The sequence below is a fragment of the Anaerosporobacter mobilis DSM 15930 genome (assembly GCF_900142955.1).
In the GTDB taxonomy this organism is placed as follows: Bacteria; Bacillota; Clostridia; order Lachnospirales; family Lachnospiraceae; genus Anaerosporobacter; species Anaerosporobacter mobilis.
In genome coordinates this window covers 31,419-45,084 of the sequence record NZ_FRCP01000010.1, presented here as the reverse complement: position 1 = coordinate 45,084, position 13,666 = coordinate 31,419, and the positions used below count along the sequence as shown (strand labels likewise).

13 protein-coding genes and 1 tRNA gene are annotated in these 13,666 nt (G+C 33.0%); 10 read left to right on the top strand and 4 right to left on the bottom strand.

Going from position 1 to position 13,666, the window contains the following annotated elements:
* Positions 1–61: 61 nt before the first annotated feature.
* Complete coding sequence (locus BUB90_RS09765) at positions 62–1,018, bottom strand: L-lactate dehydrogenase (protein ID WP_073286860.1); 957 nt, start codon at positions 1,016–1,018, stop codon at positions 62–64.
* Between the two features lie 113 nt (positions 1,019–1,131).
* A tRNA-Lys gene (locus BUB90_RS09760) sits at positions 1,132–1,204 on the bottom strand.
* A 284-nt stretch (positions 1,205–1,488) separates the two neighbouring features.
* Here BUB90_RS09760 and BUB90_RS09755 point away from each other — a divergent pair.
* The gene (locus BUB90_RS09755; protein WP_084139185.1) at positions 1,489–2,727 is read left to right on the top strand and encodes an AI-2E family transporter; all 1,239 of its coding nucleotides are present in this window, start codon (positions 1,489–1,491) and stop codon (positions 2,725–2,727) included.
* An 82-nt stretch (positions 2,728–2,809) separates the two neighbouring features.
* Here the strand turns inward: BUB90_RS09755 and trxA are convergent, their stop codons facing one another.
* Together trxA and trmB are read right to left on the bottom strand one after the other, a co-directional pair.
* Entirely contained in the window at positions 2,810–3,199 is a 390-nt protein-coding gene (gene trxA / locus BUB90_RS09750; protein ID WP_330393774.1) for a thioredoxin, read from the bottom strand.
* 208 nt (positions 3,200–3,407) lie between these two features.
* Positions 3,408–4,043 (bottom strand): tRNA (guanosine(46)-N7)-methyltransferase TrmB, encoded by a 636-nt coding sequence (trmB, locus tag BUB90_RS09745; protein ID WP_073286855.1) that lies wholly within the window; start codon positions 4,041–4,043, stop codon positions 3,408–3,410.
* A 503-nt stretch (positions 4,044–4,546) separates the two neighbouring features.
* On the opposite strand from trmB, the gene BUB90_RS09740 reads away from it, so the two are divergent.
* From BUB90_RS09740 to BUB90_RS09700, 9 genes are all read left to right on the top strand, one after another.
* Positions 4,547–4,858 (top strand): hypothetical protein, encoded by a 312-nt coding sequence (locus BUB90_RS09740; protein WP_073286852.1) that lies wholly within the window; start codon positions 4,547–4,549, stop codon positions 4,856–4,858.
* Positions 4,859–4,862: 4 nt separating this feature from the next.
* Positions 4,863–5,897 carry a V0D/AC39 family V-type ATPase subunit gene (locus BUB90_RS09735; protein WP_073286848.1) on the top strand — a complete coding sequence of 345 codons (1,035 nt, stop codon included), beginning with the start codon at positions 4,863–4,865 and terminating at the stop codon, positions 5,895–5,897.
* A gap of 19 nt (positions 5,898–5,916) precedes the next feature.
* Positions 5,917–7,833 (top strand): V-type ATP synthase subunit I, encoded by a 1,917-nt coding sequence (locus BUB90_RS09730; protein WP_073286843.1) that lies wholly within the window; start codon positions 5,917–5,919, stop codon positions 7,831–7,833.
* A 27-nt stretch (positions 7,834–7,860) separates the two neighbouring features.
* Positions 7,861–8,283: an ATP synthase subunit C gene (locus BUB90_RS09725; protein WP_073286839.1), complete on the top strand. Its 423-nt coding sequence runs from the start codon at positions 7,861–7,863 to the stop codon at positions 8,281–8,283.
* A 131-nt stretch (positions 8,284–8,414) separates the two neighbouring features.
* A complete protein-coding gene (locus tag BUB90_RS09720; protein WP_073286836.1) occupies positions 8,415–8,723 on the top strand; it encodes a V-type ATP synthase subunit F in 309 nt (102 codons plus the stop codon).
* 58 nt (positions 8,724–8,781) lie between these two features.
* Entirely contained in the window at positions 8,782–9,351 is a 570-nt protein-coding gene (locus BUB90_RS09715) for a V-type ATP synthase subunit E (protein ID WP_073286833.1), read from the top strand.
* A gap of 102 nt (positions 9,352–9,453) precedes the next feature.
* Positions 9,454–11,220: a V-type ATP synthase subunit A gene (locus BUB90_RS09710; protein WP_073286830.1), complete on the top strand. Its 1,767-nt coding sequence runs from the start codon at positions 9,454–9,456 to the stop codon at positions 11,218–11,220.
* Between the two features lie 14 nt (positions 11,221–11,234).
* On the top strand, positions 11,235–12,641 hold the full coding sequence (locus BUB90_RS09705; RefSeq protein ID WP_073286827.1) for a V-type ATP synthase subunit B: 1,407 nt from the start codon (positions 11,235–11,237) through the stop codon (positions 12,639–12,641).
* 14 nt (positions 12,642–12,655) lie between these two features.
* Entirely contained in the window at positions 12,656–13,291 is a 636-nt protein-coding gene (locus BUB90_RS09700) for a V-type ATP synthase subunit D (protein ID WP_073286824.1), read from the top strand.
* Positions 13,292–13,666: the final 375 nt, after the last annotated feature.

The window sequence follows — 13,666 nt, the reverse complement described above, 5'->3', positions numbered from 1 at the left end:
TAAAAAATAAAAAAGATGGAATCTATGCTTTTAATATAGATTCCATCTTACTATTTATTAACTACATACCTAACTTGCTAATGCTTTCTCTAATAATGTTTGCAGACCGCTTGAATTTCTCCATCTCATCTTCGCGCATGTGGATTTCAAGTACATCAGAAGCACCTGTTCGATTAAGTACTACAGGCACTCCACAAAAGATACCTTCCTCTCCGTATTCCCCTTCTAACAATGTCGATACTGGTATAATTTTATTCTCATCATTCAATATAGCTTTGATAATACCTACTGTTGAAGTTGCGATTCCATAATACGTGGTACCTTTTCTATTAAGAATCTCCCAGCCTGCTCTTGTTGTTTCATGAACGAGCCCATCAAGATTAATATCTCCTACAAGATCTTTATTATCTTCAATTACATCATAGAAAGCCTTACCACCAATGGTTACACAAGACCACGGAACCATCTGTGAATCCCCATGTTCACCCATTGTATAAGCATAGACACTTCTTGGATCAACATGAACCAAATCAGCAATGAAGTTCTTAAGCCTTGCAGAATCAAGGGAGGTACCTGTACCAATAACTTGGTTTTTAGGTAAGCCCGATAATTTATAGACATAGTAAGCCATAATATCTACTGGATTAGAGATAATTATGAAATGTCCATCAAACCCACTTTTCATAATTGGTTCCACAATGCTCTTAACAATCTTTTTAGATGATTCTAACATAGTTAACCGATTCTGCTCTTGATTCTCTACCATAGGTGCACTTGCTGTAATAACAACAATATCAACATCTTTACAATCTTCATAAGAGCCAACTACAACTTTTGTATTACGGTTTAGATATTCAATGGAGTTTTTTAAATCAAGAACTTCTCCATAAGCCTTTTCCTTATTAATATCAATAAGAACGATTTCATCGCAAACACCTTGAGTTAATAGGCTGAAAGCTGTAGAAGAGCCTACAAATCCACAACCTACAATAGCAATTTTGCTTCTGTTTAATGTCATAATCTTTTACCTTTGCTTTCTTTCAATCCGAGAACAACTTACATTAGAACCCAAACGCAACAAAAAAGCACCAACCCCGAAGCTCCTTCGTCTTCAAAATCGGTACTTTATAATACGCCAACAGGGGTTCGAACCCTGGACACCCTGATTAAGAGTCAGGTGCTCTACCAACTGAGCTATTAGCGCATACGTCTTAACGCAAGAATTATTATATCGTACCAAAAAACAAATTGCAAGTACTTTTTATATTTTTTTTAAAATTTTTTTAAAATTGTGTTTATTCAAACAATATAAACGATTTATTGCTAAAAACTGTTATATAATCTTTTCCTCCTATTATTGATAATATCCTTTTTTCTTTGTATACTAATTAGTAACTGTAACTATTTATAAACTATTACCTAAATGGTCATAAATGATACAAGTAATTTACAAAAAATAATTTAGTTACTAGAATAGGGGGTTTTAAATTGGTTAATCCAACACCAAAGAAAGAGGATACCGCTTCAAGTTCTGATAAATCCACAATAATGTCCGACGACATACATTCGCATAAGTTTCAAACCAATCGGAACTATTTTATTATTAGTATATATGCACTAACAGTCATAGCTATTGGTACTATTATCATAAGTCTAATACTTAACTTCTCTTATACTGTTTCTGCTATAAAACAAGTAATAAATGTACTCTCACCATTTATCGTTGCATTCTTTATCGCATATATTTTAAATCCTATCGTTATTGCTATTGATACTCGGTTTTTATTAAAGATACTTAAGATTAAACGTGAGAAACTTAGAAAAATACTAGCTATATTATTATCCTATCTAATTGTTATAGGTATAATTGCTATTTCATTATTCTATATTATTCCAGAATTAATTACTACTTTATCTGAGCTAAATGGTACAATTGCAAATGTTTCAGGAAAAGCTGTTTTTTATATTCAGAATTTAGAAGAAACCTTTCCTTATATTGATTTTGGTATTGTAGAGGACAAGATTAATGGTGCTATTCCTGAAATAATAAGTTATGGAACAAACCTATTATCTAATATATTCCCTACATTAATTAATATTTCCGTATCTATTATACGTGTAATTATCAATATTATTTTATCTATCGTAATTTCTTGTTATATGTTATCGGATAAGAAGACCTTGAAGAAGAACGTAAAACGTATTATCTACTCTTTTGTACCAGTATCAAAAGCAAACAGACTATTCTCCAATGCAAAAGAGTGTAACTCTATCTTTAATAGATTTATCGTAGGAAAAACAATAGATTCATTGATTATCGGTATTATTTGTTATGTCTTAATGAGAATCCTACATCTTAACTATGCTATATTATTAAGCGTAATTGTCGGTATTACTAATATGATTCCTTACTTTGGACCATTCATTGGTGCCGTACCAGGAGTTATTCTCTTCTTAGTAATCGACCCAATCAAAGCAATTATATTTGCTTTCATGATTCTTGTTTTGCAGCAATTTGATGGTTTGTATCTTGGACCTAAAATCCTTGGAGAATCCACAGGTTTGAAACCACTTTGGGTTATCTTTGGCATAACTGTTGGCGGTGCCTGTTTCGGGGTTATTGGTATGTTCTTAGGGGTCCCAATCACAGCCGTAATAGCTTATCTATTAGATAAAGCTATTACTAATCGTCTAGAGCAAAAAAACATCACCGTTTCGGAAGACTAGACATTACTAAATAATATCAAACGCTAAAAAGAGTGTGCCATAAGCTTAGTTACTATGCCCATGACACACTCTTTTAATTCTGTTACATATTAGTTTTAATTTTCTCTTCTAATTGTGCCTTTGAAACTACACCAACAATACTCTCTACTACATTGCCATTCTTAATAAATACAATTGTAGGAATTGTCATAACTTTATAATTTGCTGCTGTTGCTGGAGAGTTATCAACGTTTAATTTACCAATCTTTACTTGGCCATTATAACCCTCAGCTAGTTCTTCAACAACTGGCGCCATCATCTTACATGGTCCACACCAGTCTGCATAAAAATCAACCACTACTAATTGCTCACTTTTTAATGCCTCTTGTTCAAAATTTTCATCTGTAAATATAAATGCCATTTTATTTTCCTCCAATGTTATTTTTTCTTTTTTGTTCCTACTGATTGCAATATCTTTTCTACATCTTCCCAAGAACGTTTCATGTTTAAAGACTTCCTATTAAGTGACATATTTCCACTTAATGAGCGTGCAATACTTGACTTAATTGATTTCCCCATATATAAAACCATACCCTTTCAAAACAATATAATACATTTCTATTATATGCAGTAAATCAAGTTTCACACATGTATATTATGAAAGTTCTTAGTTTTTAATAACTCAAACATCGCTATACTTACTAACGATATGCAACCAACCGATTAATTGCTTTTCCTTCCGTAACAAATCTTTCTTCATACTCAGTCATAACATTACCCTGTACAAACTCACTATTATGAAGATCATATGTTACTTCTTTTAGTTTCCAGTTGGCTTGTGGTATCTCTTCTACTGAAAAATCAAATAACTCACGATTATCAGTTTTAAAAATTACTACTCCATCTTCTTTGAGAATTTTATTATACCTTCCAAAGAATTCTTTTGAAGTTAATCTTCTCTTTGCATGGCGATCTTTCGGCCATGGATCTGAGAAATTAAGATAGATCTGATTTACTTCACCTTCTTCAAAGATATTAACAATTTCTTCTGCATCCATTCTTATAAAATATAAGTTCTCAATATCTAATTCATTACGTTTTTCAATTGCTCGTATAAGAACACTTGAAAACTTCTCAATGCCAATATAATTAATATTAGGATTGTTACTTGCTAAAGTCTGAATGAATTTTCCCTTACCCATTCCGATTTCTATATGAATTGGATTATTGTTTTGAAATAACTCTCTCCACTTACCTTTATATTCTTCTGGATTATGAATAACAAATTGACTGGCAGCAATATTCTCTCTTGCACCTTTCACATTTCTTAATCTCATGTATATTCCTCCGTATTGATAATAACTGTAATCTTTCTACTATATAATATTACAATTATTTATTAATCTATTACCCCTAATAGCTATTTAAATTATAAATTTTAATCAATCATTAGTCAAACATTTTAAAATATAATATTTATACATTTTTTTGTTTATTTATAAACTCATGGAATAAAATATTAATTTTTGTTTTTTTTGTAAAGAAACTGCTTTATTTCTTAGCGGAAAACTAACGCAAACACCTATATCTGTTAACATATTTAATTTCCTGTAAAAGTCGATTTTTATAAAGCATAATCTGTTGCTTTTTGCATAATAATAAACAATTTATACTGCTTTTTTAATGATTTTTCTCTCTTTTTACTATAGAATTTTTTTTTAAAAGGAGTATTATGTTAAGGTGTATTTGTATTCTATTACTCTTTAGCTCATTAGTTATTTAATAATTTTTATTAGTTAATAACCTAAAGCTACAAATAATATGGAACAGGAGGAATCATATGGAGAAAGTAATTAACCTTTTGTATGATATAGAAGAAAAGGCAAATCGTATTATTTCTCGAACGGACGAACAAAAAAACGCAAAGCGTAGAGAAATTGACCATGAACTATCTTTATTTGAGAGTTCTTTAACGGACGAAACCAACAAAAAAATTCAATTCTTGCAAAATCAAGCAGACAAAGAACTTGAATTAGAAAGAAAAGCCCTCATTGATGATTGTGCAAAGCAAATAGAACAACTCGAAACCACTTTTACCATGAATCATGATGCTTTATTAGAACATGTTTTTCAGAACATAATTGGGGCGTGATCAAATGGCAAATAACTTACTATCTTACAGTGGAATCACTGCCAAAGTAAAGGCAATGGAAAGTAATTTATTCAAAAATGATGATTATGTAAAAATCTCTAATTTAGAGACTGTATCGGAGTTTATTAATTTCTTAAAGTCAAATCCAGCCTATGAGCCTTTATTCTCTGGATTTGAAGAAGGATCTCTACATAGAGGTCAAGTTGAAGAATTAATAGTGAATTCCTTGTTTGACAGTTATTCAAGAATCTATCGTTTTTGTAATAGTGAGCAAAGAAAAGCTCTTATATTCTTATCCTTTCGCTTTGAAACAACTATTATTAAATATTGTCTGCAACATGTCTTTAATGACGAATACGAATACAAAGGTTCAAATTTCGATGTACTCTTTAATAAACGTCTAAAAATCAATCTAGAACAGTTAACCTCTGCTAGGTCGGTAGACGAATTTATTAATCTTTTAAAAGACACGGAGTACTACCCTATTTTGAAGGCCATTCAGAATACGAATAATCCAACATTATTCGATTATGAGATGCAATTAGATATTTATTACTTTAAAAAAGTTTGGAAATTAAAAGATAAGTATCTAAAAGGTGATAGTAACAAAGCTTATACAGAAATACTAGGGAAACAAGCAGATTTACTTAATATCTTATGGATCTATCGTTCCAAAAAATATTATGATATTGACTCAGCCAAGATTTATTCTTATATAATACCAATATCATATAAACTTAAGAAAAAAGAAATCACCGCCCTAATTGAAACTAATTCTATAGAAGAGTTAGTTACGTTAGTAAATACAAGTTATTATGTAAAAGCATATGGAATTACAGAAATAACATCCTTTGAAAACCTGTATCGAACCTTACTATCCAAGATTTACAAATCAAATAAACAGAAGTATCCACATTCTATGGCGCCTGTGCAGCAATATCTTTATTTTAAAGAATTAGAAATAGATAAACTTACTACTGTTTTAGAGTGTATTCGTTATAAGTTACAACCGAATGAAACACTTAGTTATATACAATAAAGGATTGGAGGTGTAGACGGTGATTGAAAAGATGAAATTTTTAAGTATTACAGGTCCTAAGAGTGATATCGATCGTGTAGCAAATACGTATTTATCGAGATATGAAATGCATCTGGAGAATGCATTATCCGAACTAAGTACTGTTCGTGATTTAAAACCTTTTGTTGAGATGAACCCGTATCGCGACTTAATGTCAAAATCTGAAGAACTTGTAAAAAAAATAGATAAAGATTGCACTGCTTCGCATAAACCTATGACGCCATCCGAGGCTGCAGATGTAATCACTGATGCTTATTTAATGTTAGAAGATCTTAATTTACAAAAGAAACAGTTAAAAGATACAAAGACACATTATAAAGAACTTCTTCATACAATTGAGCCTTTTAAAATGCTTAATTATGAAATTAATAAAATTATGGAGTTTAAATTTATTAAATTTCGTTTCGGACGTATTTCTCATGAATTTTATAATAAATTTTCAAAATATGTTTATGAGAATTTGAATACCGTTTTTTATGAATGTGATAGTGACGAAGATTATGTATGGGGAATCTACTTTGTACCTGCAACATCCAGTGTAAAGATAGATGCCATCTACTCTTCTTTACATTTTGAAAGAATATTTATTCCGAATGAATACGATGGAACACCAGAAGAAGCGCACGATGCTATTTTACAAAAAATAGAAGAGATCACCAAGCAAATAAAAGAAATCTCCATTAAAATCAAGAAGAAAATCGACTCCGTAGGACCTGAACTTTTGTTGGCACATACTACATTGCTAACACTTACTAAGAATCATGACATTAGAAAAGTTTCTGCTTGTACGAAAGATCGAAGCATTGGTAAGAATAACGATGACTTAGTATTTTATATTGTTTGTGGTTGGATGACTCTATCGCAAGCGGATGCTTTTCTAAAAGAAATTGAAAGTGATCCTGACGTGTATTGTATATCGGAAGATGTGCAACAAGACATTGGCACGAAACCACCTACTAAGCTTAAGAATCCAAAGATTTTTAAACCATTTGAAATGTTTATTCATATGTATGGGGTTCCCGCCTATAATGAAATTGACCCTACCTTGTTTGTAGCCATTACCTACTCACTTATATTCGGTATTATGTTTGGTGATGTAGGCCAAGGTCTTTGTTTAGTAGTTGGCGGCGCATTGTTCTATAAGTTTAAGAAGATGAATCTTGGTGCTATTGTTTCACTTGCAGGTATCTTCTCTACCATATTTGGTTTCATGTATGGAAGTGTATTTGGTTATGAAGATTTAATTCCACATATGTGGATGAAACCAATGGATAATATAATGTCCGTTTTAATTACTGCTATTGTATTTGGTGCATTCTTAATTATCTTTGCAATGTTACTGAATATTATTAATGCAATTAAGGCTCATGATTATGCAAGATTGTTTTTTGATACCAATGGTGTAGCTGGACTTGTTTTTTATGGAGGAATCATTGCTTGCGTTGCTCTCATATTTACAGGTCATGCATTGCCGGGATCTATTGTTTTAACTATCATGTTTGGTGTACCACTACTATTAATGTTCTTTAAAGAACCTCTTGAGAGAAAATTGGAGAAAAAAGCCGAGTTATTCCCTGATGGAAAGGGAATGTTTGTACTAACTTCTGTCTTCGAGATTTTTGAGGTACTTTTAAGTTACGCAAGTAATACAATATCATTTCTACGTGTCGGCGCATTTGCTCTAAGTCATGCAGCTATGATGGGTGTTGTACTTATGTTTGCAGGTGCTGAACAGGGTATTGGTAATATACCAGTTATGATTATAGGAAACATTATTGTTGCAGGCATGGAGGGACTAATCGTTGGTATTCAGGTACTTCGTCTTGAATATTACGAAATGTTTAGTCGTTTCTATCGTGGAACAGGTAAAGAATTTAAACCATTTAAAAATAATTAATACTATTTATATTTAGGAGGAATCATTATGAATTTATTAACAAGATATATATTTGTAGCTGCATTAATTTTAAGTATTTTTATCCCTTTTGGAGCATTCTTATTAAGCAAAAAGAAGAAAGGTGGATTTAAAGCTGCACTTGGTTTTAACGCATTCTTCTTCTTTGGTACTTTAGTTTTCGCTAACATCCTTATGTTCTCTGGTAATGCATCAGCTGCAACAGAAGCTGTAGCTGCTTCATCTGGCGATGGCTGGAGATATATTGCTGCTGCTCTTTCAACCGGTCTTTCATGTATCGGTGGTGGTATTGCAGTAGCATCTGCTGCTAGTGCAGCTCTTGGAGCTATGAGTGAAGATTCAAGTATCATGGGTAAAGCATTAATCTTCGTAGCCTTAGCAGAAGGTATTGCTTTATATGGACTAGTTCTTTCTTTCACAATGTTACCATAATGAATAGTAAACTATAATTGGCCTATGACTAGGTTGACTGAACATTAGTATTAAAAGACTTTGTTTTTTAATACGGAGATTTGTGCTACACACATAGTCTCCAGACTTTGGAAAGGAGCACGATTGTTAATATGCGTATGTACTTAATTAGCGACAACGTAGATACCTACACTGGCATGAGACTTGCAGGTGTTGATGGTGTTGTAATCCATTCAAAAAAACATCTAAAGGAACAACTTGATAAATCAATAGCTGATAAAACAATAGGCGTTATTTTAATAACAGAAAAATTCAGTCGCGAATTTCCTGAACTTATAGATGATGTTAAATTAAATCGTCGATTACCTTTAATTGTAGAAATTCCAGACCGTCATGGTACAGGAAGAAAACCAAACTTTATTACTGACTATGTGAATGAAGCAATTGGTTTAAAACTCTAATAACCAGTGTTTTGTACTACACAGTCTTCAAACTTTGGAAAGGAGCATGTTTGTTATTATGACATTAGACGAAAAACTTGATAACTTTTATCATTGTGCAATTGATGATGCAACTGCACAAAGTATTAAAATCTTAGAATCTTATGAACAGACTTTAAAAGAAATGTATGAAGAGAAAAGAAAATCTCTAATAAAACAAGCAGAACAAAAACTTCGTATAGAATCTGAGAATTTAATACGTGAAAAAAACAGAAATTTATCCAACGAATCACTCAATATTAAACGTGCATTAAGCGAGAAATCAAAGGAAAAAGTCGAAATCCTTTTCAATGATGTAGAAAAAAGATTATCTGCTTATATGCAAACACCAGAATATCAAACATTCTTAGTTAATAAAATTAATGAAGCTGTTGATTTTGCTAAAGGTGATGAACTTACAGTCTACATTAATCAGACAGACTCTCACCTAAAATCAGCATTAGAAGCTGCTACTCATTTAGAATTAATGATAAGCAACGTTGATTTTTTCGGTGGTATTCGTTGTGTGATTCCAGAAAGACATATTTTAATTGATAATTCATTTATGTCTAAGCTAAGAGAAGAAAAATCGAATTTTAAATTGTCATAAATGGTTAACCTTTAGAAACCCTGCTATCAGGGTTTCTAAATACCGATCATGCACATGACTTAAATAGTTATTTTAATTTTGGAAATAGGAGGTTGCTCCAATATGAACTCGACAGGAAAGATATACGGAATTAATGGTCCTATTGTTTACTTAAAAGGTAATCTAGGATTTAAAATGTCTGAAATGGTTCTCGTTGGAAAAGAAAAACTGGTAGGTGAAGTTATTTCTTTAACCAAAGACACCACTACCATCCAGGTATTCGAAGAAACAACAGGACTTAGACCAGGGGAAGAAGTTACCGCTACGGGAAGCGCAATATCCGTAACCTTAGCACCTGGTATTATTGGAAATATCTTTGACGGTATTGAAAGACCACTTAAAGAAATTGCGAAAGAATCAGGCGCATTTATATCAAGAGGTGTAAATGTTGATTCTCTAGATACAAAGAAATTATGGGATGTACACGTTACTGTCTCAGAAGGCGATAAGATTTTTGGCGGAACTATTATTGCAGAAACACGTGAAACACGTGCAATTATTCATAAATCTATGGTTCCACCTTCCGTACATGGTACAGTTATTAAAGTTGCACCTGATGGACAATATACAATTAATGATCCAATCGTTACTATCATTAATGATAATGGTGAAGAGCAAGAGCTTACACTAACTCAAAAATGGCCAATTCGAATTCCTAGACCAACTGCAAAACGTTATCCTGCAGATCGCCCATTAATAACAGGCCAAAGAATTATTGATACCTTATTCCCAATTGCTAAAGGCGGTACTGCTGCCATTCCTGGTGGATTTGGAACTGGTAAGACAATGACACAACATCAATTAGCAAAATGGTCTGATGCAGATATTATCGTCTATATTGGTTGTGGTGAACGTGGAAACGAAATGACAGAAGTTTTGGAAGACTTCTCAAAATTAGTTGACCCTAAATCAGGTAATCCATTACTTGATCGTACTACATTAATCGCTAATACTTCTAACATGCCAGTTGCTGCCCGTGAAGCAAGTATCTATACAGGTATTACTCTTGCTGAGTATTATCGTGATATGGGTTACCATGTTGCTATCATGGCTGACTCTACTTCTCGTTGGGCGGAAGCTCTTCGTGAGTTATCTGGACGTTTGGAAGAAATGCCAGCTGAAGAAGGTTTCCCTGCTTACTTAGCATCTAGACTTTCTGCATTCTATGAACGTGCTGGATTCATGAGTAACTTAAATGGTACAGAAGGCAGTGTATCAATAATCGGTGCTGTTTCCCCTCAAGGTGGTGACTTCTCTGAACCTGTTACACAGAATACAAAACGTTTCGTTCGGTGTTTCTGGGCACTTGATAAATCTCTTGCTTATGCAAGACATTTCCCAGCTATTCAATGGTTAACTAGTTACAGTGAATATGTATCTGACTTAACTCCATGGTATTCAAAGAATGTCGGTCCAGACTTTATTAATTTACGTAATCAGTTAATTTCTCTATTAACACAAGAAAGTCAGTTAAATGAAATCGTTAAATTGATTGGTAGTGATGTATTGCCAGATGATCAAAAACTAGTACTTGAAATTGCAAGAGTTATCCGTCTTGGATTTGTACAGCAGAATGCTTATCATCCTTCTGATACTTATGTACCACTTGAAAAACAGTTGAAGATGATGGAAACAATTATGTATCTATTCGACCAATGTAAGAAATTAATTGCAATGAATATGCCAATGTCATTATTAAAAGAAAGTAATATCTTTGAACGAGTTATCTCTATTAAATATGATGTTGCCAATGATGAACTAAACAAATTCAAAGAATATAAAGATGCAATTGACGATTTCTACAATCATTTATTAGAAACCAATGCGTAAGGAGGGTTATAAAGATGTCAATTGAATACTTAGGACTTAGTGAAATTAATGGCCCCCTTATTGTCTTAGAAGGTGTACAGGGTGCGGCTTATGATGAAATCGTTGAACTAACAGTAGAAGGTACTCATCATAAACTAGGAAGAATCGTTGAAATCGATGAAGATAAAGCGGTTATTCAAGTATTCGAAGGAACAGAAGAAATGTCCCTTAAGAATACGCATACAAAGTTAACAGGCCATCCAATGGAGATAGCTTTATCAGAGGACATTTTAGGTCGTGTTTTTAACGGTATTGGAGAGCCAATCGATGGACTTGAACCAATTATCTCTGATGAAAAAAAGAACGTTAATGGCGAACCTCTTAACCCATGTTCAAGAGAGTATCCTCGTAACTTTATTAAAACTGGTATCTCAACAATCGACTGTCTAACTACATTAATCAGAGGACAGAAATTACCTATCTTCTCAGGTAATGGTCTTCCTCACGATCAGTTAGCTGCACAAATTGTTAAACAAGCTTCTCTTGGCGAAGATTCTAATGAAGAATTCGCTATCGTTTTTGGAGCCATGGGTTTAAAACATGATGTTGCAGAATTCTTCCGCCGTACCTTTGAAGAGAGTGGCGCAAGTTCTCACGTTGTTATGTTCTTAAATCTTGCCAATGACCCAGTTGTTGAGAGATTAATTACACCTAAAGTAGCTCTTACTGCTGCGGAATACCTAGCCTTCGAAAAAGGTATGCATATATTAGTTGTATTAACTGATATGACCTCATTTGCCGAAGCAATGCGTGAAGTTTCTTCTTCCAAAGGAGAAATTCCAAGTAGAAAAGGTTATCCAGGGTACTTATATAGTGAACTTTCAACTATCTATGAACGTGCTGGTATCGTAAAAGGAAGTAAAGGCTCTGTTACACAGATTCCGATCCTAACAATGCCGAATGATGACATTACTCATCCAATCCCTGACTTAACAGGGTACATTACTGAAGGGCAAATCGTTCTAGAACGTGCACTTCACCAAAAAGCAATCTATCCACCTATTAACGTATTACCATCACTTTCTCGTCTTATGAAGGACGGTATTGGTGAAGGCTATACCAGAGAAGATCATCAAGATCTTGCTAACCAGCTCTTCTCTTCTTATGCTCGTGTAGGCGAAGCAAGAGCATTGGCAAGTGTTATCGGTGAAGATGAATTGTCACCTATTGATAAGAAATACTTACAATTCGGTACTGCATTTGAAAATGACTTCATCTCTCAAGGACATTTGGAAGATAGAAGTATTGATGAAACTTTAAATCTTGGTTGGAGTCTCTTATCAATTCTTCCTAGAGAAGAACTTGACCGTGTCGATACGAAGATTCTTGATAAATACTATCAGGTTCCTACTACTAACAATATCGCTTCCGATGAAGAATAAAGGATGGTGAGTATATGGATCCAAATACATTTCCCACCAAGGGAAATCTTATCCTTGCTAAGAACTCCTTAGCTCTATCGAAACAAGGTTTTGACCTTATGGATAAGAAGAGAAATATTCTTATTCGTGAGCTTATGGAATTAATAGATAAAGCAAAGGATATTCAATCAGAAATAGATGATACATTTACCTCTGCTTATATTGCTTTACAAAAAGCTAATATACAGATGGGTATTAATAATGTTCAGATGTTAAGTAAGACCGTTCCAGAAGAGAACTCCATTACTATTAAGACACGTAGTATTATGGGTACAGAAATCCCTCTTATTGATTATGATAAGTCACCTCTTACCCCTACGTATTCCTTCTACGGAACTAAATTAGCGCTTGATGAGGCTTGTAAACATTTTAATAAGGTAAAAGAATTAACCATCCGTTTATCCATGGTTGAAACTTCTGCTTACCGTCTTGCTACAAATATCAAGAAAACTCAAAAGCGCGCTAATGCCCTTAAGAATATAACCATTCCTCATTATACAACATTAGTTACAGATATACAGAATGCTCTTGAGGAAAAGGAACGTGAAGAGTTCACAAGACTTAAGGTTATAAAACGTATGAACACCGCAAAGAAACAAGCAAACGCATAATATTGTATGAATATTTAATTCTTGGTATATACTAGAATATGTATGTATATAAAGAATTCTCAATTAGTTCAAACTAAATAGTTAGATAGATAAATACCAAGTGATTCTTTTTGTAATCACTTGGTATTTATCTATTGCCTGTCTTTCAAAAATAACTTATAATGTAATTTATGAGAAGAAGCGTAGCTTCTTCTAGAGATTATACGCAGTATAAGATCGTAACTCCGCAGGAGCCATAAATTAATGAGGGAAATTACATCGTAATTTCTTGAGTCTATATCTGCGTATTTATTTGAACTTTTATTTGAGTATTTGTTTTGAGACGATAAATTAGCTATAACACAATTCTAGATCTTATATGATAATAAGAAAATT